Annotated in this window: 18 protein-coding genes; 12 read left to right on the forward strand and 6 right to left on the reverse strand. The window is 73.0% G+C overall.

Annotation, left to right across the window (positions count from 1 at the left end):
• Positions 1-27: 27 nt before the first annotated feature.
• Genes C6361_RS10265 through C6361_RS10275 form a run of 3 tightly spaced genes read left to right on the forward strand, consistent with a single transcriptional unit; the run spans position 28 to position 3413 of the window.
• Positions 28-1731 (forward strand): L-aspartate oxidase, encoded by a 1704-nt coding sequence (locus C6361_RS10265; RefSeq protein ID WP_107267586.1) that lies wholly within the window; start codon positions 28-30, stop codon positions 1729-1731.
• A complete protein-coding gene (nadC, locus tag C6361_RS10270; protein WP_107270868.1) occupies positions 1728-2615 on the forward strand; it encodes a carboxylating nicotinate-nucleotide diphosphorylase in 888 nt (295 codons plus the stop codon). The genes C6361_RS10265 and nadC overlap by 4 nt, the downstream gene beginning before the upstream one ends.
• Before the next feature lie 39 nt (positions 2616-2654).
• Positions 2655-3413, forward strand: coding sequence for a type III pantothenate kinase (locus C6361_RS10275; RefSeq protein WP_107267587.1), 759 nt, complete (start codon positions 2655-2657; stop codon positions 3411-3413).
• Positions 3414-3446: 33 nt separating this feature from the next.
• Here the strand turns inward: C6361_RS10275 and C6361_RS10280 are convergent, their stop codons facing one another.
• On the reverse strand, positions 3447-4193 hold the full coding sequence (locus C6361_RS10280; RefSeq protein WP_107267588.1) for a class I SAM-dependent methyltransferase: 747 nt from the start codon (positions 4191-4193) through the stop codon (positions 3447-3449).
• 144 nt (positions 4194-4337) lie between these two features.
• Here C6361_RS10280 and lysS point away from each other — a divergent pair, with 144 nt between their 5' ends.
• From lysS to C6361_RS10295, 3 genes are all read left to right on the forward strand, one after another.
• Positions 4338-5792, forward strand: a complete 1455-nt coding sequence (lysS, locus tag C6361_RS10285) for a lysine--tRNA ligase (RefSeq protein WP_369931418.1) — start codon at positions 4338-4340, stop codon at positions 5790-5792.
• 111 nt (positions 5793-5903) lie between these two features.
• Positions 5904-6254 (forward strand): Lsr2 family protein, encoded by a 351-nt coding sequence (locus C6361_RS10290; RefSeq protein ID WP_101369180.1) that lies wholly within the window; start codon positions 5904-5906, stop codon positions 6252-6254.
• Positions 6255-6716: 462 nt separating this feature from the next.
• Positions 6717-9248 carry an ATP-dependent Clp protease ATP-binding subunit gene (locus C6361_RS10295; RefSeq protein WP_107267589.1) on the forward strand — a complete coding sequence of 844 codons (2532 nt, stop codon included), beginning with the start codon at positions 6717-6719 and terminating at the stop codon, positions 9246-9248.
• 97 nt (positions 9249-9345) lie between these two features.
• Here the strand turns inward: C6361_RS10295 and C6361_RS10300 are convergent, their stop codons facing one another.
• Positions 9346-10242, reverse strand: coding sequence for an A/G-specific adenine glycosylase (locus tag C6361_RS10300; RefSeq protein ID WP_107270869.1), 897 nt, complete (start codon positions 10240-10242; stop codon positions 9346-9348).
• Between the two features lie 136 nt (positions 10243-10378).
• On the opposite strand from C6361_RS10300, the gene C6361_RS10305 reads away from it, so the two are divergent.
• From C6361_RS10305 to C6361_RS10315, 3 genes are all read left to right on the forward strand, one after another.
• On the forward strand, positions 10379-10891 hold the full coding sequence (locus C6361_RS10305) for a glycine cleavage system protein R (RefSeq protein WP_107257410.1): 513 nt from the start codon (positions 10379-10381) through the stop codon (positions 10889-10891).
• Between the two features lie 20 nt (positions 10892-10911).
• A complete protein-coding gene (locus tag C6361_RS10310) occupies positions 10912-11469 on the forward strand; it encodes a peptide deformylase (RefSeq protein WP_107270870.1) in 558 nt (185 codons plus the stop codon).
• 81 nt (positions 11470-11550) lie between these two features.
• A complete protein-coding gene (locus C6361_RS10315; protein WP_107267590.1) occupies positions 11551-12291 on the forward strand; it encodes a hypothetical protein in 741 nt (246 codons plus the stop codon).
• 48 nt (positions 12292-12339) lie between these two features.
• On the opposite strand, the gene disA is transcribed toward C6361_RS10315, so the two are convergent.
• The 4 genes from disA to C6361_RS10335 form a co-directional block, all read right to left on the reverse strand.
• Positions 12340-13524, reverse strand: coding sequence for a DNA integrity scanning diadenylate cyclase DisA (gene disA, locus C6361_RS10320; protein ID WP_107257412.1), 1185 nt, complete (start codon positions 13522-13524; stop codon positions 12340-12342).
• 235 nt (positions 13525-13759) lie between these two features.
• Positions 13760-15205 carry a DNA repair protein RadA gene (gene radA, locus C6361_RS10325; protein WP_107257413.1) on the reverse strand — a complete coding sequence of 482 codons (1446 nt, stop codon included), beginning with the start codon at positions 15203-15205 and terminating at the stop codon, positions 13760-13762.
• 75 nt (positions 15206-15280) lie between these two features.
• The gene (locus C6361_RS10330; protein ID WP_159079273.1) at positions 15281-16003 is read right to left on the reverse strand and encodes a hypothetical protein; all 723 of its coding nucleotides are present in this window, start codon (positions 16001-16003) and stop codon (positions 15281-15283) included.
• A 181-nt stretch (positions 16004-16184) separates the two neighbouring features.
• Complete coding sequence (locus C6361_RS10335; RefSeq protein WP_199853316.1) at positions 16185-17072, reverse strand: UbiA family prenyltransferase; 888 nt, start codon at positions 17070-17072, stop codon at positions 16185-16187.
• On the opposite strand from C6361_RS10335, the gene C6361_RS10340 reads away from it, so the two are divergent.
• From C6361_RS10340 to C6361_RS10350, 3 genes are all read left to right on the forward strand, one after another.
• Positions 17071-17871: a methyltransferase domain-containing protein gene (locus tag C6361_RS10340; protein ID WP_107267592.1), complete on the forward strand. Its 801-nt coding sequence runs from the start codon at positions 17071-17073 to the stop codon at positions 17869-17871. The genes C6361_RS10335 and C6361_RS10340 overlap by 2 nt on opposite strands.
• A 45-nt stretch (positions 17872-17916) precedes the next feature.
• Complete coding sequence (locus tag C6361_RS10345; RefSeq protein WP_107267593.1) at positions 17917-19086, forward strand: acyl-CoA dehydrogenase family protein; 1170 nt, start codon at positions 17917-17919, stop codon at positions 19084-19086.
• A gap of 178 nt (positions 19087-19264) precedes the next feature.
• Entirely contained in the window at positions 19265-20398 is a 1134-nt protein-coding gene (locus C6361_RS10350) for a type III polyketide synthase (protein ID WP_107257418.1), read from the forward strand.
• The last annotated feature ends 32 nt before the right edge of the window (positions 20399-20430 follow it).

Below are 20430 nucleotides of genomic sequence, written 5' to 3' on the forward strand. Positions count from 1 at the left end.
CCCACCCGTACGCGGTTGACTGGAGCGATGCAGTTTCCGACCGTCGACCTGCCGGTGGTACCCCGGCTGCTGGCCGCGCCGGCACCCGGCTGGGTGGAGACCACCGACGTGGTCGTGATCGGGTCGGGCATCGCCGGGCTCACCGCCGCACTACACCTGCGCGAGGCGGGACTGCACGTGACCGTGGTGACGAAGGTCAACATCGACGACGGCTCGACCCGGTGGGCGCAGGGCGGCATCGCAGCCGTACTCGATCCGCTGGACACCCCGGCCGCGCACGCCTCGGACACCGAGCTGGCCGGGGTCGGGCTCTGCGACCCGGCGGCGGTCCGGGTGCTGGTGGAGGAGGGGCCGACCCGGCTGCGGGAGCTGATCCGGGCCGGGGCCGAGTTCGACCGCAACCCGGACGGTTCGCTGATGCTGACCCGGGAGGGCGGGCACCGGGCCGACCGGATCGTGCACGCCGGCGGGGACGCGACCGGGGCCGAGGTGCAGCGGGCGCTGCACGCCGCGGTCGGCCGCGACCCCTGGATCCGGCTGGTCGAGCACGCCCTCGTCCTCGACCTGCTCCGGGCCCCGGACGGCGGCTGGGCCGGGCCGGGGCGGGCCTGCGGGATCACCCTGCACGTGCTCGGCGAGGGCAGCGAGGACGGCGTCGGCGCGATCCTGGCCCGGGCGGTGGTGCTGGCCACCGGCGGGATGGGGCAGGTCTTCGCCGCCACCACGAACCCGGTGGTCTCCACCGGCGACGGCGTCGCCCTGGCGATGCGGGCCGGTGCCGCCGTGACCGACCTGGAGTTCGTCCAGTTCCATCCGACCGCGCTGATGGCGCCGGCCGCGGCCGGGGTCGACGGCGTCACCCCGGCCCGCTCCGCCCAGCAGCCGCTGGTCTCCGAGGCGCTGCGCGGCGAGGGCGCGCACCTGGTCGACGCGGACGGCAAGCGGTTCATGGTCGGCCAGCACGAGTTGGCCGAGCTGGCCCCCCGGGACGTTGTGGCCAAGGGCATCCACCGGGTACTCCTGGCCACCGGCGCCGACCACGTCTTCCTGGACGCCCGACACCTCGGCGCGGAGTTCCTGGCCCGGCGCTTCCCCACCATCGTCGCCTCCTGCCGTTCGGCCGGGATCGACCCGGCGGAGCAGCCGATCCCCGTCGCCCCGGCCGCGCACTACGCCTCCGGCGGGGTACGCACCGACCTGCACGGCCGCACCTCCATCCCGGGCCTGTACGCCTGTGGCGAGGTCGCCTGCACCGGCGTGCACGGCGCGAACCGGCTGGCCAGCAACTCGCTGCTGGAGGGGCTGGTCTTCGCCCGGCGGATCACCCAGGACATCGCCCGGGACCTGCCGGCACAGGCCGAGCCGGCGTCGACCGGGGCGTGGCGGGGCGGCGAGGGCGCGACGGTCGACCCGGCGGTGCGGGCGAGCCTGGCCCGGGCGATGACCCGGGGTGCCGGGGTGCTCCGCTCCGCCGACTCGCTCCGGGCGACCGCCGCCGAGCTGGTCACCCTCGGGGCGACCCGGGGTGCGCCGCGTACCGCGAGCTGGGAGGCGACCAACCTGCTCACGGTGGCCGCCGCGCTGGTCGGTGCGGCGTACGCCCGGCAGGAGACCCGGGGCTGCCATTGGCGTGAGGACTTCTCACAGGCACGCGATGATTGGCTCGGACACCTGGTCGGGTCGATCGGTCCGGCGGGCGAACTGCGACAGGACTGGGAGGCACTGTGCTGACGGACCCGACCACGCGGGCGCTGCGGGACGCCGGGCTCGACCCGGCGGAGGTGGAACGCGTCGTCCAGGCGGCGCTCGACGAGGACCTGGGGCCGGAGCGGCTGGACGTGACCAGTGTGGCGACCATCCCGGCCGAGCAGGTCGACACCGCCGAGGTGGTGGCCCGGGCCGGTGGCGTGGTGGCCGGGCTGGCCGTGGCGGCGGCCGTCTTCGAGCTGGCCGGCGGCCCGGACGTACGGGTGCTGCCGGTGGTCGCCGACGGTGCCGAGGTCGCCGTGGGGGACGTACTGGCCAGGGTGACCGGGCCGACCCGGGGGCTGCTCACCGCCGAGCGGACCGCGCTGAACCTGCTCTGCCGGATGTCCGGGGTGGCGACGCACACCAGGGCCTGGGTCGAGGCGCTGGGCGGCAGCAAGGCGACCGTGCTGGACACCCGGAAGACCACGCCGGGGCTGCGCGCGCTGGAGAAGTACGCGGTACGGGCCGGTGGCGGCGCCAACAAGCGCCTCGGGCTCTACGACGTGGCGATGATCAAGGACAACCACAAGCTGGCGGCCGGCGGCATCGCACCGGCGTACCGGCGGGTCCGGGAGGCGTTCCCGGCGGTGCCGATCCAGGTCGAGGTGACGACGGTGGCCGAGGCGCTGGAGGCGGTGGAGGCGGGTGCCGACTTCCTGCTCTGCGACAACATGTCCCCGGCGCTGCTGGCCGAGGTGGTGACGGCGGTCGGCGACCGGGCCGAGCTGGAGGCGACCGGCGGGCTGACCCTGGCCACCGCCGCCGAATACTCGGCGACCGGTGTCGACTACCTCTCGGTTGGGGCGCTGACCCACTCCTCCCCTATCTTGGACATCGCACTGGACCTCCGCTCGCGCGCCGCGTAGCGGCGGGACGCGCCACGACTCGGGGTTCGGACGGACGACATGCTGCTCTGCATCGACATCGGCAACACCAACACCGTGCTGGCGACCTTCGAGGGCGAGAAGCTGGTGCACTCCTGGCGGATCAAGACCGATGCCCGGTCCACCGCCGACGAGCTGGGTCTGAAGCTGCGCGGCCTGCTGGCCGGTGACGCGGTGGAGATCACCGGGGTGGCCGCCTGCTCGACGGTGCCGGCGGCGCTGCGCTCGCTGCGTACGATGCTGGCCCGCTACTACGGCGACATCCCGAACGTGATCGTGGAGCCGGGGGTGAAGACCGGGGTGCAGTTGGCGATCGACAACCCGAAGGAGGTCGGCGCCGACCGGGTGGTGAACACGCTGGCGGCGCACACCCTCTACGGCGGACCGTCGATCGTGGTCGACTTCGGCACCACCACGAACTTCGACGTGATCAGCGGGCGGGGGGAGTTCCTCGGCGGGGCGTTCGCGCCCGGGATCGAGATCTCCTTCGACGCGCTGGCCGCCCGGGCGGCCCAGTTGCGCAAGGTCGAGCCGGCGGTGCCCCGTTCGGTGATCGGCAAGAACACCGTGGAGTGCCTCCAGGCCGGAATGTACTTCGGCTTCGCCGGCCAGGTGGACCGGATCGTCGAGCGGATGATCGGTGAGCTGGGCGAGGTGCGGGCGGTGATCGCCACCGGCGGGCTGGCGTCGCTGGTGATCGGCGAGTGCCGGACGATCACCCACCACGAGCCGATGATCACGCTGATCGGGCTGCGGATGGTCTACGACCGCAACCGCTGACCGCCCCGTCCCGGTCGGCCGCCGCCGGCCGGTTCAGCGTCGGCGGGCCCGGAAGACCAGGGTCCGGTACGGCAGCGCGAAGCTCTCCCGTCCGGCCAGGTCCGGGTGGCTGGCGGTCAGCTCCCGGATCTTGGCCGCCACCTCCCGCTGCTGCTGGGGGCTGGCGGTGATGTAGTGCGACCGGGTGCTGATCATCCCGACCAGGGCCTCCGGGGTGAGGGTCAGGCCGTGCCGGAACTCGTTCCGTTCGACCGGCTCGAAGTCGGGGCCGAAGCCGTCGATGCCGGGTCCGTCGTCCCGGGCGCCGCGCCCGCCGAGCACCTCTACGGTGATCGCGGTCAGCGCGGCCACCCAGGGCACCGACTCGTCCCGGTGGTTGAAGATCGCGGCGTACGTCCCGCCGGGGCGGAGCAGCCGGGCCCCCTCGGCGTGCGCCACCGGATGGTCGAACCAGTGGTACGCCTGCCCGGCGACGATCGCGTCGACCGACCCGTCCGGCAGCGGCACCCGCTCGGCCGACCCGGGCCGGGCGACCGTCCCCGGGGTGGCGGTGTCGAGCCGGGCCCGCATCCCCGGGTCCGGCTCGACCGGCGTCACCCGGTAGCCGAGCCGCAGTAGTACCCGGGTGAGGATGCCGGTGCCGGCGCCGAGGTCCAGCACCTCGGCCGGGGCGGGACGGCCGACCGCCCAGCCGACCGCCGGCTCGGGATAGCTGGGCCGGTACCGGTCGTAGCTCTCGGCCGCGGCACCGAAGGAGAGGGCGTGGGACTGGTCGACCATGCCTGGAGGTTATCCAGTGCTCCGGGGCCGACGCACTTGAGTACGCTCGGGGCCGAACTCCGCCGACACGATTTCCCGAGGAAGCATGCCGTGAGCCAGCAGATCCCGAACCCCGCCGATCCCGTGGACGACCTTCCCGAGCAGATGCGGGTCCGCCGGGAGAAGCGGGACCGCATGCTCGCCGAGGGCGTCCAGCCGTACCCGGTGGGATATCCGCGTACCGCGACGCTCGCCGAGATCCGGGCCCGTTACGCCGATCTTCCGACCGATACGGCGAGTGGGGACGTCGCCGCCGTCACCGGCCGGGTGATCTTCGTCCGCAACACCGGGAAGCTCTGTTTCGCCACGCTGCGCGATGGCGACGGGACGGAACTCCAGGCGATGTTCTCGCTCGACCGGGTCGGGCAGGACCGGCTCGACGCCTGGAAGCGGCTGGTCGATCTCGGCGACCATGTCGGGGTGACCGGTGAGGTGATTACCAGCCGGCGCGGTGAGCTTTCCGTCCTCGCCGATTCGTGGGAGCTGACCGCGAAGGCGCTGCGGCCGCTGCCGGTGGCACACAAGCCGCTTAGCGAGGAGGCCCGGGTCCGGCAGCGTTATGTCGATCTGATCGTTCGTCCCCGGGCCCGCGAGATGGTACGCACGAGGGCGGCGACGCTGCGTAGTCTGCGCGATTCGCTGCACGCCCGGAGTTTCATCGAAGTTGAAACCCCCATGCTGCAACCGCTGCCCGGCGGGGCCACGGCCAGGCCATTCGTGACGCACAGCAATGCGTTAGACACGGATCTGTATCTGCGAATCGCCCCCGAGCTTTTTCTCAAGCGGGCGGCGGTCGGCGGCATCGACCGGGTCTTCGAGATCAACCGTAACTTCCGTAATGAGGGGGTCGACTCTTCGCACTCGCCCGAGTTCGCCATGCTGGAGGCGTACGAAGCGTACGGTGACTATGACACTATGGCGACCCTCACCCGTGACCTGGTGCAGGCGGCGGCGCTCGCTGCGACCGGGTCGCATGTGGTGACCCATGCCGACGGCACCGAGTTCGACCTCGGCGGGCAGTGGCGTTCGGTGACCCTCTACGGCACCCTTTCCGAGGCGCTCGGCGAGGAGGTGACCGTCCGCACCGGCATGGCCGACCTGCTGGGGTACGCCGAAAAGGTCGGTCTCGCGGTCGACCCCAAGTGGGGGCCGGGCAAGCTCGCCGAGGAGCTTTTCGAGGAACTGGTCGTACCCACCCTGCGGCAACCCACCTTCGTCCGGGACTACCCGGAAGAGACCAGCCCGCTGGTGCGGGCGCATCCCGACCAGCCGGGACTCACCGCCAAATGGGACCTCTACGTCCTCGGTTTCGAGCTGGCCACCGGCTACACGGAGCTGGTCGACCCGGTGGTGCAGCGGGAGCGGCTGGTGGCCCAGGCACAGCGTTCCGCCTCCGGCGACGACGAGGCGATGCGCCTCGACGAGGACTTCCTGCGGGCCATGGAGTACGGAATGCCGCCGCTCGGGGGCATGGGAATGGGAATCGACCGGCTGCTGATGGCCCTCACCGGCCTCGGAATTCGGGAAACCATCCTCTTCCCGATGGTCCGCCCGGAGTAGTTGCCGCCGCGCGGCCTGTCGCGTAGTTTCGCCATCCTATTGACGGAGCAAGCATCTAACGGGCTATTGTGCTCTTGTTTGCGGCGAACCTGCTCGAAAGGATAGCGACACGTGGCCAAGCAGATCATTCACAAGCTGGTCGATGACCTGGACGGCGGAGACGCGGACGAGACGGTCAAGTTCTCGCTCGACGGCGTGCAGTACGAGATCGACCTGTCGAACAAGAACGCCGGCAAATTGCGGGACCTATTCGCCCCGTACGTCGCGGCCGGCTCGAAGGTGGGCCGGGGCGGCGTGGTGGTCGGCGGTCGTGCCGCACGGGGGCGGGGTGGCGCCACCGCCGACCGCGAGCAGAACAAGGCGATCCGGGCCTGGGCCAAGAAGGAAGGCAAGGACATCTCCGACCGCGGGCGCATCCCGCAGGAGATCGTGGACGAGTACCACGCCAAGGCGGGCCGCTAGGCGTCGGTGCTTTCCCGACCCGCGCGCGGGGTGGGTGGACGGCTTCGTCCACCCACCCCGTTCATTTTTCCCGTGCTGGGCGGTATGAGACGATTGGTGCGGGTGTCCGCTTCGTCGACATCGGTGGCCCGGGAACATCCTGGCGGCCCAGGCGTTGTCCACATCCAGTGGACGAAGTTGTCCACAGCCTGTGGATGACGCGGGGCCGCGTCGCCCGGGCGGGGACTCGAAATTTCGCTCTGCGCGTACAGCGGACGGTCCGGGAAGCATCGCTGAGCGTGGACGGTTGGGAAAAACGTCGCGTACGTGGCTCATTCCGGGAACACACGACCTCAGGAGAGTCGGCTCGCGGCGATAGAGTAAGGGAGCACGGATGTCCGCCTCGGGCGTCCGGGTGGTGGCCCCGCCACGATGCTTGGCCATCAAGATCGAGTGCGCACGGCACGTGAGGAGCACGAGGGCATGTTCGAGCGGTTCACCGACCGAGCGCGGCGGGTTGTCGTCCTGGCTCAAGAAGAAGCCCGGATGCTCAACCACAACTACATCGGTACGGAACACATCCTGCTAGGCCTCATCCACGAGGGTGAGGGCGTCGCCGCGAAGGCCCTGGAGAGCCTGGGGATCTCGCTGGAGGGCGTCCGCCAGCAGGTCGAGGAGATCATCGGCCAGGGTCAGCAGGCGCCGAGCGGGCACATCCCGTTCACGCCGCGGGCCAAGAAGGTGCTGGAGCTGTCGCTGCGCGAGGCGTTGCAGCTCGGCCACAACTACATCGGTACGGAGCACATCCTGCTCGGCCTGATCCGTGAGGGCGAGGGCGTCGCCGCCCAGGTGCTGGTGAAGCTCGGCGCCGACCTCAACCGGGTCCGCCAGCAGGTCATCCAGCTCCTCTCCGGCTACCAGGGCAAGGAGCCGGCCGCCGCCGGCACCGCGCCGGGTGAGGCCGCGCCGTCGACCAGCCTCGTGCTGGACCAGTTCGGTCGCAACCTGACCCAGGCCGCCCGGGAGGGCAAGCTCGACCCGGTCATCGGCCGGGAGAAGGAGATCGAGCGGGTGATGCAGGTGCTCTCCCGCCGTACCAAGAACAACCCCGTCCTGATCGGCGAGCCCGGGGTCGGCAAGACCGCGGTCGTCGAGGGGCTGTCCCAACGGATCATCAAGGGCGAGGTGCCGGAGACGCTCAAGGACAAGCAGCTCTACACGCTTGACCTGGGTGCCCTGGTCGCCGGCTCGCGATACCGCGGTGACTTCGAGGAGCGCCTGAAGAAGGTGCTCAAGGAGATCCGCACCCGCGGCGACATCATCCTGTTCATCGACGAGATCCACACCCTGGTGGGTGCGGGTGCCGCCGAGGGCGCGATCGACGCGGCGAGCATCCTCAAGCCGATGCTGGCCCGTGGCGAGCTGCAGACCATCGGCGCGACGACGCTGGACGAATACCGCAAGCACCTGGAGAAGGACGCCGCCCTGGAGCGGCGGTTCCAGCCGATCCAGGTGGGTGAGCCGTCGCTGGCGCACACCATCGAGATCCTCAAGGGCCTGCGGGACCGCTACGAGGCGCACCACCGGGTGAGCATCACCGACGCCGCGCTGGTCGCGGCGGCGACGCTCGCCGACCGCTACATCTCCGACCGGTTCCTGCCGGACAAGGCGATCGACCTGATCGACGAGGCCGGTGCCCGGATGCGGATCCGCCGGATGACCGCGCCGCCGGACCTGCGCGACTTCGACGAGCGCATCGCCCAGGTGCGCCGCGACAAGGAGTCCGCGATCGACGCGCAGGACTTCGAGCGGGCCGCCCAGCTCCGCGACAAGGAGAAGCAGCTCCTCGGCCAGAAGGCGCAGCGGGAGAAGGAGTGGAAGGCCGGCGACCTCGACGTGGTCAGTGAGGTCGACGACGAGCAGATCGCCGAGGTGCTGGCGAACTGGACCGGCATCCCGGTCTACAAGCTCACCGAGGAGGAGACCTCCCGGCTGCTCCGCATGGAGGACGAGCTGCACAAGCGGGTCGTCGGCCAGGAGGACGCGGTCCGCGCGGTTTCGAAGGCCATCCGGCGTACCCGGGCCGGCCTGAAGGACCCGAAGCGGCCGTCCGGCTCGTTCATCTTCGCCGGCCCGTCCGGCGTCGGTAAGACCGAGCTCTCCAAGGCGCTCGCCGAGTTCCTCTTCGGCAGCGAGGACGCGCTGATCCAGCTCGACATGTCCGAGTTCCACGACCGGTACACCGTGTCGCGGCTGGTCGGGGCGCCCCCCGGCTACGTCGGCTACGACGAGGGTGGCCAGCTCACCGAGAAGGTGCGCCGCCGGCCGTTCTCGGTGGTCCTCTTCGACGAGATCGAGAAGGCCCACCCGGACGTCTTCAACACCCTGCTCCAGATCCTGGAGGACGGGCGGTTGACCGACGGCCAGGGCCGGATCGTGGACTTCAAGAACACGGTCATCATCCTGACCACCAACCTGGGCACCAGGGACGTGGCCAAGGCGGTCTCGATGGGCTTCCAGGCCTCCGAGGACTCCGACTCGAACTACGAGCGGATGAAGCAGAAGGTCAACGACGAGCTGAAGCAGCACTTCCGGCCGGAGTTCCTCAACCGGATCGACGACACGATCGTGTTCCACCAGCTCAACCAGACCGAGATCCTCTCGATCGTGGACATCATGATCCAGCGGATCGAGACCCAGCTCCGCAACAAGGACATGGGCCTCGAGCTGACCGACAACGCCAAGAAGTACCTGGCGAAGAAGGGCTTCGACCCGGTGCTGGGCGCCCGGCCGCTGCGGCGGACGATCCAGCGCGACATCGAGGACAACCTGTCGGAGCGGATCCTGTTCAACGAGTTGACCCCGGGGCAGATCGTCGTCGTGGACTGCGAGGGCGACCCGGACAACATCGACAAGTCCAAGCTGGTCTTCCGCGGCGCGGACAAGCCGGTCCCGGTGCCCGACGCGGTGCCGGCCGACCTTGGCAACACCGCCGCGGCCGGCGCGGACGAGTAACCGAGCGGCAGCTCGGAGAGCGGATGAACGGTTCGGCCCGGTGGCAGTCGCCACCGGGCCGAATTCGTCTTCCCGGCCGGGCTGTTCAGCGGCCCGGCTATCCGTCGGTGCCGCCCTCGCCGGCCAGCACACACGTGTCGTCGCGCATCTCGACCAGGCCGTCCTCGATCAGCCCGGCGAGTGCCCGGGACCGTTGCAGGTCGTCGGACCAGACCAGGTCCAGCCGGGCCCGGGGCACCGGGCCGGTCGCCTCCCGGAGTACGGCCAGCAGCCTGCCCCGGACCTGCCGGTCGGTGCCGGCGTACCGCTGGGGCCGGCGGGTCGGGCCGGCCGGCGCGGTACGCCCGGACGCCAGCCAGGCGCACCGGTACGCCAGCGGACAGTCGACACAGCGGGGCGCCCGGGCGGTGCAGACCAACGCGCCCAGCTCCATGAACGCGGCGCTGGCCCGGGCGGCCCGGTCCGGCGCCACCGGCAGCAGCGCCTCGGTGGCGACCAGGTCGGCGGGACGGGTCGCCGGACCCGCGTCAGGTTCTCCGGCGACGGCCCGGGCCACCAGCCGGCGTACGTTGGTGTCCACCACCGGGTGCCGCTGCCCGTACGCGAACGCCGCCACCGCCCGGGCCGTGTAGGCACCGACGCCGGGCAGCGCCAGCAACTCGTCCAGTCCGGTCGGCACCTCGCCGCCGTGCCGCGCCAGCACGGCGACCGCGCACTCGTGCAGCCGCAGCGCCCGGCGGGGATAGCCGAGCCGCCCCCACATCCGGATCGCCTCGGCCGGGGTGTCCGCGGCCAGGTCCGCCGGCCGGGGCCACCGGGCGAGCCAGGCCCGCCAGGCGGGGAGTACCCGGACCACCGGGGTCTGTTGCAGCATGACCTCGCTGACCAGGATCGGCCACGCCCCGATGCCGGGCTCCCGCCACGGCAGGTCGCGGGCGTTCTCGTCGTACCACCGGATGGCGTCGGCGGCGAGTTCCGAAGTTGTCGTCGACATGGCGCCGTCGATCCTGTCATGCCGGACCGGCGGGCGGCCGGCGGCCGGGGCGGGCACGGGGTCTGCGTCGTCCCGGAGCGTGGGCCGGAGGTCGGGTCGGGCCCCGGGCGGCCGGTTGGTCGGGCAGACTGCCCGGATGAACGAGCTCGCGATCACCGTCATCGGTCCGGACCGGCCCGGCATCGTGGCCGACGTGACGGAGGCGCTCGCCCAGGTCGGGGCCAACCTGACCGACTCGACCATGACCCGGCTGCGTGGGCACTTCGCGATGACGCTGATCTGCGTCGGCCCGTCCGGTGCCGAGGCGGAGGCGGCGCTGACCCCGGTCGTCGCGGACGGCCCGCTGGTGGCGACGGTCCGCCAGGTCGGTGCCGAGGCGTCGAGTACCCCGTTCGGCGAGCCGTACCTGATGGCGGTGCACGGGGCCGACCGGCTCGGCATCGTCGCCGCGCTGACCCGGGTACTCGCCGAGGCCGGCGGCAACGTCACCGACCTGACCACCCGGCTGACCGGCCCGCTCTACGTCCTCCTCGCCGAGGTGGAGCTGCGGCCGGACACGGCCGACGCGGTCGCCGCCCGGCTGGCCGAGGTGGCCGCCGGACTGGACGTGGAGGTAACCCTGCGGCGTGCCGACTCGGATCTGCTGTGACGGCGAAGGACGGTTCCGGGATGGCCGAGGCGTGCGGCCTGGGTGACTGGACACCCGAGTTGCTCGGCGACCGGGGCGCGGTACGCGCGGTGGTGACCGCCCCGGCCGGGGTGTTGAGCCGGGAGGGTGCCACCGTCGACCCCTGCGACGACGACGTGGTGCGGCTCGCCGCCGACCTGGTGGCGACCATGCGGGTCTCGCCCGGCTGCGTCGGCCTGGCCGCACCACAGATCGGGGTCGGGGCCCGGGTCTTCGCGGTGGACGTGACCGGGCATCCGAAGACGGTCACCTCGCACGGCACCTTCGTGCTCTGCAACGCCGAGGTCGTCGAGGCGAGCCGCTGGCGGCCGGGGCGGGAGGGCTGCATGTCGGTCCCCGACCTCACCGGCGACGTGAAGCGGGCCAGCCGGGTGGTGGTCCGGGCAGAGCTGCCCGGCACCGGAGCGGCGGTCCGGCTGGTCACCGACGGTTTCGAGGCCCGGGCGCTACAGCACGAGATCGACCACTGTGCGGGCCGGCTCTTCCTGGACCGGGTGGCCGGCGCGCACGCCGTCTACCAGCGGAAGGTCTATCTGTGATCGGCGGCGCCGAGACGGCGTGCCGGGCCTCCGGCGCGTCGCGGGGATCCGGGCGACCCGTGCCGATACGGTGAAACCATTATGCGTCTGACGGTTGGCCCCCTTCCGCCCGCCGTGTATTGGCGGCGTCGAGCCGTCGTGCTCGGCGCCCTGCTGCTCTTCCTGGTCGTGATCCTCTACTCCTGCGTCAACACAGCGGGCGATCCCGGAAAGGACAAGACCGCCAACCCTGGGCCGTCTGCGACGCTCACCCCGCACGTCGACCCGTCGGCGTCCGGCCCGCCTCAGTCGGGTGCCCCCGAGTCCGGTGCTCCGGAGCCGGGCGGCCCGGGTGGCGAGCCGACCGACGCACCTCCGGCGGGTGAGGAGGAGACCGCCGTCGAGCCGGCGGGCGGCCAGGTGCCGCCGGCACCGCCGCCGGTGCCCAACGAGTGCACCGACCAGGAGATCTCGGTGATACCGGTGCCGTCGCAGACCTCCGTGCAGCGGGGCCAGACGATCGAGCTACGGCTCAAAATCAAGAACGTCTCCAACCGGACCTGCAACCGGGACGTCGGCGCCGACCTCCAGGAGCTGTACATCAAGTCCGGGGCCCGCAAGGTCTGGTCGTCGGACGGGTGCAGCGAGGTCCGGGCCAACGACATCCGGCCGTTCCCGCCCAACCACGAGAACGCGTACACGATCTCCTGGAACGGGCGCGAGAGTTCCAAGTGCGCCAACCAGCTCGCCGCCGGGCCCTATCCGGTCGCCGGCAGCTACGAGCTCTTCGGCCGGCTCGGCAACAAGCTCAGCAAGCCGGTCCGGATAACCATCACCGGCTGACGGGCGACGACTCGGACGGGTCCCGGCAGGCCGCCGGCCGTCCAGCCGTCAGACGTACCGCTCCAGAATGGACGCCTCGGCGAGCCGGGAGAGCCCCTCCCGTACGCCCCGGGCACGGGCGTCACCGACCCCGTCGACCGCCTGTAGGTCCTCGACGGTGGCGCCGAGCAGCCGTTGCAGGCTGCCGAAGTGCCCGACGAGCCGGTCGACCACCAGCCCGGGCAGCCGGGGCACCTTGGCGAGCAGCCGGAACCCGCGCGGGCTGACCGCCGCGTCCAGCGCGTCGGAGGCACCCGGGTAGCCGATCGCCTTGGCGACCGCGACCAGGTCGATCAGCTCGGTGGCGGTGAGCAGGTCCAGCTCGACCAGGGCCTCGTCGAGGGTCCGCGCCTTGCGCCCGGTCGGCAGGTAGTCGCGGATCACCAGGGTCCGGTCGGCGTCCACCCCGGCCATCAGCTCGTCGAGCTGGAGGGCGAGCAACCGGCCGTCGGTGCCCAGCTCGACCACGTAACCGGCGATCTCGTCGGCGATCCGGCGGACCATCTCCAGCCGCTGCACCACGGCGACCGCGTCCCGTACGGTGACCAGGTCCTCGATCTCCAGCGCGGAGAGGGTGCCGGAGACCTCGTCGAGGCGGAGCTTGTAGCGCTCGAGAGTGGCCAGTGCCTGGTTGGCCCGGGAGAGGATCGCGGCCGAGTCGTCCAGCACGTGCCGCTGGCCGTTGACGTAGAGGCTGATGATCCGCATCGACTGGCTGACCGATATCACCGGGAAGCCGGTCTGCCGGGCGACCCGCTCGGCGGTGCGGTGCCGGGTGCCGGACTCCTCGGTCGGGATCGACGGGTCGGGCATCAGGTGCACGGCGGCCCGGACGATCCGGGTGCCGTCGCTGGAGAGCACGACGGCGCCGTCCATCTTGCACAGTTCGCGGACCCGGGTCGCGGAGAACTCGACGTCGAGCGGGAAGCCGCCGGTGCAGAGGGTTTCGACGACCCGGTCGTAGCCGAGCACGATCAGGGCGCCGGTCCGGCCGCGCAGGATGCGCTCCAGCCCGTCCCGCAGTGCCGTGCCCGGCGCCATCAGCGCCAGGTTGGCCCGCAACGGGTCGCCGGTCGGGCCCGTCCCGTTCATGGTCATGTTGCCGACCCCGACGGGGCGGGTCGAGGTGCCGGCGCTGGTGCGGACAGGAGGAGCCGCGCTGGCGGTACGGTTCGCGTCGCGGTCGATCGGCACTCGGACATTCTACGGACCGCCCTGCGTTCGGTGCTGTCGCGGTTACTGTGACGTGCCACTGTGCCTGCTTCCTCCCATCGGCGCGCCGTCGGTACCGTCTGGGACCCGCCGCGTAGTGTCCAGTTTGTAGCTGATTGGCAAGCCTTGCCGGGCGTGCCGTCCCGTCTGGCCGCAGGTGGCAACGGCCGTAAGCATGCCACGCCCCGGCCAGCCGCAGCGCGGCGTGACCGTATGGTTACTCAGCCGACACCCGCGCCACGCACTGCAGCGCCGATCGTACGTCGGTGACTTCCGTCACCCGCATGTTCTCCGGGGCCACCCCGCTGGCGCTCGGCCCGCAGCCCGTCGGCACCAGGGCGTACTTGAAGCCGAGCCGGGCCGCCTCGGCCAGCCGCCGGGGCACGGCGGCGACCCGACGCACCTCGCCGGTCAGCCCCACCTCCCCGATCGCCACCAGATTCGGCGCGATCGCCAGGTTGAGCCCGCCGGAGGCGACCGCCAGCGCGACGGCCAGGTCGGCGGCCGGCTCGACCACCCGGATCCCACCGACGGTGGCGGCGAAGACCTCCCGGTCGTGCAGGGTCAGCCGCTCGGTCCGGCGTTGCAGCACCGCGAGCACCATCGCCAGCCGGGCGCTGTCCAGCCCGGAGACGGTCCGCCGGGGTGACCCGGCCACCGTGGCGCCGATCAGCGCCTGCACCTCGGTGACCAGCGCCCGCCGCCCCTCCATCGCCACCGTCACGCAGGTGCCGGGGACCGGGTCGGCGGAGCGGGTCAGGAAGAGCCCGGACGGGTCGGCGAGGCTGCTGATCCCGCCCTCGTGCATCTCGAAGCAGCCGACCTCGTCGGCGGTGCCGAACCGGTTCTTCACGCCGCGCACCATCCGCAGCGACGAGTGCTTGTCGCCCTCGAAGTGCAGCACCACGTCGACCAGGTGCTCCAGCACGCGGGGGCCGGCGACCTGGCCGTCCTTGGTGACGTGCCCGACGAGTACGGTGGCGATCCCCCGCTCCTTGGCGACCGCGACCAGGGCGGCGGTGACCGCCCGGACCTGGGTGACCCCGCCCGGCACCCCCTCGGTGCCGGGGGTGGAGACGGTCTGCACCGAGTCCAGCACCAGCAGGCCCGGCTTGACCGCGTCGAGGTGGCCGAGGACGGCGGAGAGGTCGTTCTCGGCGGCCAGGTAGAGCCGGTCGTGCAGGGTGCCCATCCGCTCGGCCCGCAGCCGGACCTGGCTCACCGACTCCTCGCCGCTGACCACCAGCGACGGGCTGCCGGCGCCGGCCGCCCACTGCTGGGCCACGTCGAGCAGCAGCGTCGACTTGCCGACCCCCGGCTCACCGGCGAGCAGCACCACCGCGCCGGGCACCAGACCGCCGCCGAGCACCCGGTCCAGCTCGGGAACGCCGGTCGGACGCGCCCGGGCCGGTGCGGCGCTGATGGTGGCGATCGGCCGGGCCGGCTCGGCCGGCGCCCGGGAACTGACCACCCGGCCGGAGACGGTGGGGCCGGTGAGGGTCGACTCGACGACGGAGCCCCACTCGCCGCACTCCGGGCACCGGCCGACCCACTTCGGCGGCTGGTGGCCGCAGGCGTCGCACTCGTAGGCGGGGCGGGGGTCGCGGCTCGCGGCACGGCCGCGCCCGGTCGCTGGGCGGGGCGTGGCTCGGCTGGTCGTCACCCGAGCACGCTAACCAATCCGTACGACGGAACCGGCGCGACCCGGCCGATCACCGAGCCGCGCCCAGACTGCCGACTACTCGTGTTCCTCGTTCTCGCCGACGACCGGGGTACCGACCGGGGCCGGCGTCACCGGCACCGCGACCGGCGCCCACACCGACACCTGGGTGCCGCCGAAGTCGAAGATCAGCTCGATGCTGCCGCCCGGCAGCAGCGGCTCGGCCAGCCCGGAGAGCTGGAGCCAGCTGCCGACGGTCTTGTTCAGGATCACGAACCCGGCGGCCGGGAGCCGGATCTCGGCCGGCGACGTCGGGGACGCCGTCGGCGACGGGGCGGCGGCACCCTCGGTCGGGGTCGCCGACGGCGAACCGCCCGGCGACGGGCTGCCCGAGGTCGCCTCCGGCGACGGGCTGCCCTGGGTCGCCTCGGGCGACGGGCTCGACGAGACGGTGCCGGCCGGGGTCGGCGCGGTCGGGGTGCCGGCCAGTACCACCGCACGGGCACCGGCGGTGCTGACCCGCACCGTGACGGCCTCACCGGAGTCGTTGTAGAGGGCGACGTTCATCGGCGCGTCGGCGCCGGCCGGATAGCCCTGGGTGTTCAGGTAGTCGATCGACAGGTTGCGGACCTTGAAGTTGTTGTCCGCCGACTGGGCGTTGGTGCCGACGCTGGTGGGGATCTTGGCGGCGGTCTCGGCGATCTGGCCCGCGCCGCAGCCGGACAGCAGCAGGGTCGCGGCGGTCGCCGTACCGGCCAGCACCGCAGCGGCTCGCCGAGCCCCCCTGATCGAGCGCGTCACCTGGTCCTCCTTCGTGCGATCCCGGTCGCCGTCGCGATCGGCGGGTCGGGGCGAACGGGCAACGGTGGCCGTACCCGGGCCCAACGGGCTCCAGGGTAGTGGGCGGTGATCGGCTCTCGTACGCCGACCCGGTATCCCGGCCCGGCCCGATCGGGCGGTACCGGCCGGTGCCGGGGCTGGCTCAGCCGACCCGGCCGCTGGTCACCAGCAGCAACACATCGATCAGCGCGACGAGCATGACGGCCCGGAAGACGGCCACCGGGCGGTCGCCCCGGGCGGCGGCGGCCCGGCCGGCGTACCAGCCGACCGCCGGGACCACGGCGGCGACCGCGACCGCCGCCAGCCCGGCCCAGGACGGCGGCCCGGGCGGGCCGGCCACCAGGGTCGCGGTGGCCGCGAGCAGCAGCCCGGCGGCGGCCAGCCGGGAGCCGGTCGGGCCGAGCCGGTGCGGCAGGCCCCGCACCCCGGTCCGCTCGTCGTCGGTGAGGTCCGGCAGGACGTTCGCGAAGTGCGCCCCGGCGCCGAGCAGCGCACCGGCCGCGACGAGCCAGGCCGGCGGGGTCGGCGCGCCGGGCAGCCCGAGTACGACGACCGCCGGCAACGTCCCGAACGAGACCGCGTACGGCAGCACCGAGAGCGGGGTGGACTTCAGCGGCCAGTTGTAGAGCAGCGCGGAGACCAGGGCGAGGGTGACCGCCCCGGCGGCGGCCAGGTTGAGGGTGAGCGCCGGCAGCGGGGTCAGTACGGCGGCGAGCACCCCCGCGGCGCCGACCAGCCGTCGACTGATCATGCCGCTGGCCACCGGCTTGTCCCGGCGCCCGACCGCGGCGTCCCGGTCGGCGTCGAGCCGGTCGTTGAGCCAGCCGATGGCGAGCTGGCTGAACAGCACGGTGAGGGCCACCGTGGCGACGCCGCCGGGTGGGTGGCCGACGCCCCAGGCGAGCAGGGCCGAGACGGTGGTCACCGCGGCCGCCGGCTCGGGGTGGCTCGCCCGGACCAGCCCTAACACCACATGCGACATATGGGAAGTCTGGTTGTTACCGCTCGGTCGTGCCAGGCTCGATCGCATGCGGACAGCGCGGACCGGGCCGGACGCCGGGGCCACCGCGCCCGGCAGCCGGGCCGGGCGGCTGCCCCGCAACGACCCCCGGCAGTACGACGACCTCGCCGACGAGTGGTGGCAGCCGGACGGCGCCTTCGCGATGCTGCACTGGCTGGCCGAGGCGCGGGCCGCCCTGGTGCCGCCGGCCACCCGTCCCGGGGCGCTCCTGGTCGACCTCGGCTGCGGCGCCGGGCTGCTCGCCCCCCGGGTGGCCGGCAGGGGCTACCGGCACGTCGGGGTGGACCTGGTCCGCTCCGCGCTCGCCCAGGCCGCCGCGCACGGGGTGACCCCGGTGAACGGGGACGTCGGGGCGGTGCCGCTGGCCGACGGCTGCGCCGACGTGGTGGCCGCCGGTGAGGTGCTGGAACACGTACCGGACTGGCGGCGGGTGGTGGCCGAGGCGGCCCGGCTGCTCCGGCCCGGCGGCACGCTGGTGCTGGACACCCTCAACGCCACCGCGCTGAGCCGCCTGCTGGCGGTACGGGTGGCCGAACTCTTCCCCGGGGTGCCCCGGGGGATCCACGACCCCCGGCTCTTCGTCGACGCGCGGGAACTGGTCGACGAGTGTGCCCGGCACGGGATCGCGCTGCGGGTCCGGGGCATCCGGCCGGCGGTCTGGGGTACGGCACGCTGGCTGCTGCGCCGGGCGGTCCGGCGCGCGGCTCCGCCCGGGAGCGGCCGGACCGGGGCCCCGGACGCGCCACGGATCGTTCCGACCTGGTCGGCGGCGGTCCTCTACCAGGGGTGGGGGACCAGGCAGGGTTAGCCGGGCGGCAGCTCCGGCCGACCGGCCGGTGCGGAAAGGACACGGATGACGGTGGACGCGCTCGCAGCGGCACGCCGGGTGGCGCCGAGATTCGCCGCCCGGGCGGCCGAACACGACCGGGACGGCACGTTCCCGGTCGAGGACTTCGCCGATCTGCGGTCGGCCGGGCTCCTCGGCCTGATGGTCCCGCCGGAGCTGGGCGGTCTGGGGGCCAGCTTCGCCGGGTACGCGGCGGTCGCCACCGAGCTGGCCCGGGGCAACGGCGCCACCGCGCTGGTCTTCAACATGCACGCCTCGGTCACCGGTGCGCTCGGCGCGCTGACCGAGGAGCTGGCCGAGGCGCTCGGCGTACCGGCCGAGGCGCTGGCGGCCCGGGACCGGCTGCTCGCCGAGGCGGCGGCCGGTGCCTGGTACGCGGTGGCGATGAGCGAGCGGGGTGCCGGTTCCCGGCTGTCGAAGTTGACCACCACGTACGAGCCGGTGGACGGCGGCTACCACATCAAGGGTGCCAAGACGTTCTGCTCCGGGGCCGGGCACGCCGACGCCTATCTGGTGGCCGCCCGGAGCGTCGCCGACCAGTCGGTGGTCTCGCAGTTCCTGGTGCCGGCCGGGCCGGAGGGGCTGCACGTCGAGCCGACCTGGGACTCGCTCGGGATGCGGGCCACCGCCTCGCACGACCTGCACCTGGACGTGACGGTGCCGACCGACCGGCTGCTCGGCGGGGTGGAGGGGCTGGCCCTGGTGGTCGCCCAGCTCATGCCGCACTGGCTGGTGGCCAGCTACGCGGCCGTCTACGTCGGGGTGGCCCGGGCGGCGATCGACGCCGCCGTCGAGCACCTGACCGCACGCGGGCTGGACGGCCTGCCGGCGGTACGCGCCCGGGTGGGTCGGGCCGACGCCGCCACCGCCGCCGCCGGGCTGGCGGTGACCGAGGCGGCCCGCCGGGTCGACGAGGCGCCCGGCGACGCCGAGACGAACCGCTGGGTGTGGCGGGCGAAGCTGCTGGCCGGGACGACCGCGGCCGAGGTGGCGGCCTCGATGGTGGAGGCGGCGGGCACCTCGGCGACCCGGCGCGGGCATCCGCTGGAACGCCTCTACCGGGACGCCCGGTGCGGGTCGTTGCATCCGGCGACCTCGGACGTCTGCGCGGACTGGCTCGGCGTCGCGGCGCTCGGCGGCGATCCGGACCGGGACGCCTCGACGCCGCGGTGGTGAGGAGCCGGCTGACTGGGTACCTGATGGTGCGCGAGCCGGCGGCCCGACCGCCACCGGTCGGGCCGGGTCGCGATCAGGCGCGTCGGCGCGGCGCGAGTCCCGAGGTCACGCTCGGCGGTTGGGCTCGGTGGGCGCGTGGAGCGCGCAGGGGTGCGCGGTGTCGCGATCGGAGGACGGCATGGGAAGCGGAAGCGGGCAGGACGGTTCCGGGGTGATCGCCGGCGTGGGTGTGGCGCTGCCGCCCACGGCCAGCCAGCAGGAGTTGTGGACGGGCTTCTTCGCGCGGCACTTCTCCGGGGCCACCCGGGCGCTCGCCGAGCGGATCTTCGCCAACTCCGGGGTACGGCACCGGCAGGCGGCGGTGAACCCGCTGCTGGAGGACGTCTCGGACTGGCCTACCGAGCGCCGGATGCGCCGGTACCAGATCGAGGCGCTGCCGCTGGGCAAGGAGGCGGTCGGGCGGGCACTGACCGACGCCGGCCTCTCGGCCGACCAGATCGGCCTCTTCGTCGTCTGCTCCTGCACCGGGTACGCGACGCCGGGGCTTGACATCCTGCTGGCCCGGGACATGGGGATGGCCCCGGACACCCAGCGGATGTTCGTCGGCCACATGGGTTGTTACGCGGCGCTGCCCGGGCTGGCCGCCGCCAACGACTTCGTCACCGCCCGGGGCCGCCCGGCGCTGCTGCTCTGCGCCGAGCTGACCAGCCTGCACATCCAGCCGTCGACGGCCCGGATGGACACCCAGCAGATCATCTCGCACGCGCTCTTCTCCGACGCCGCCGTCGCGGTCGTGGTCGCCCCGGGCAGCCGTCCCGGGTACGTCGTCCGCGAGGTCACCGCCGTCACCGACACCTCGACGGCCGACCACATGACGTGGGAGCTGACCGACACCGGTTTCCGGATGGGACTGTCGCCGAAGGTGCCGCAGGTGCTGGCGGCACACGTCCGTGACCTGGTCACCGACCTGCTGGGCCGGCACGGCCGGCGGATCGGTGAGGTGGACGGCTGGGCGGTGCACCCGGGCGGCCCACGGATCCTCAACGTGGTGGAGACGGAACTCGGCCTGCCGCCGGAGGCGATGGCGGCGTCCCGGGCGGTACTCGACGAGTACGGCAACTGTTCGTCGCCGACGTCTCTGCTCATCCTGGAACGACTTCGGCGAGCTGCCGCCGCACCCCGTACCGTGGTGATGCTCGCGTTCGGACCCGGGCTGACCCTCTACGCGGCACTGCTCGACCGGCAGCCCGGAGCGGCACGGGCGGACGGCACGCGGCCGGTCCACGAAACCGGCCCGGGTGGCGACTCCTAGGACATCTCCGCCGGACCGGCGGGAGGAGGCGA

The organism is Plantactinospora sp. BC1, from assembly GCF_003030345.1.
Taxonomy (GTDB): Bacteria; Actinomycetota; Actinomycetes; order Mycobacteriales; family Micromonosporaceae; genus Plantactinospora.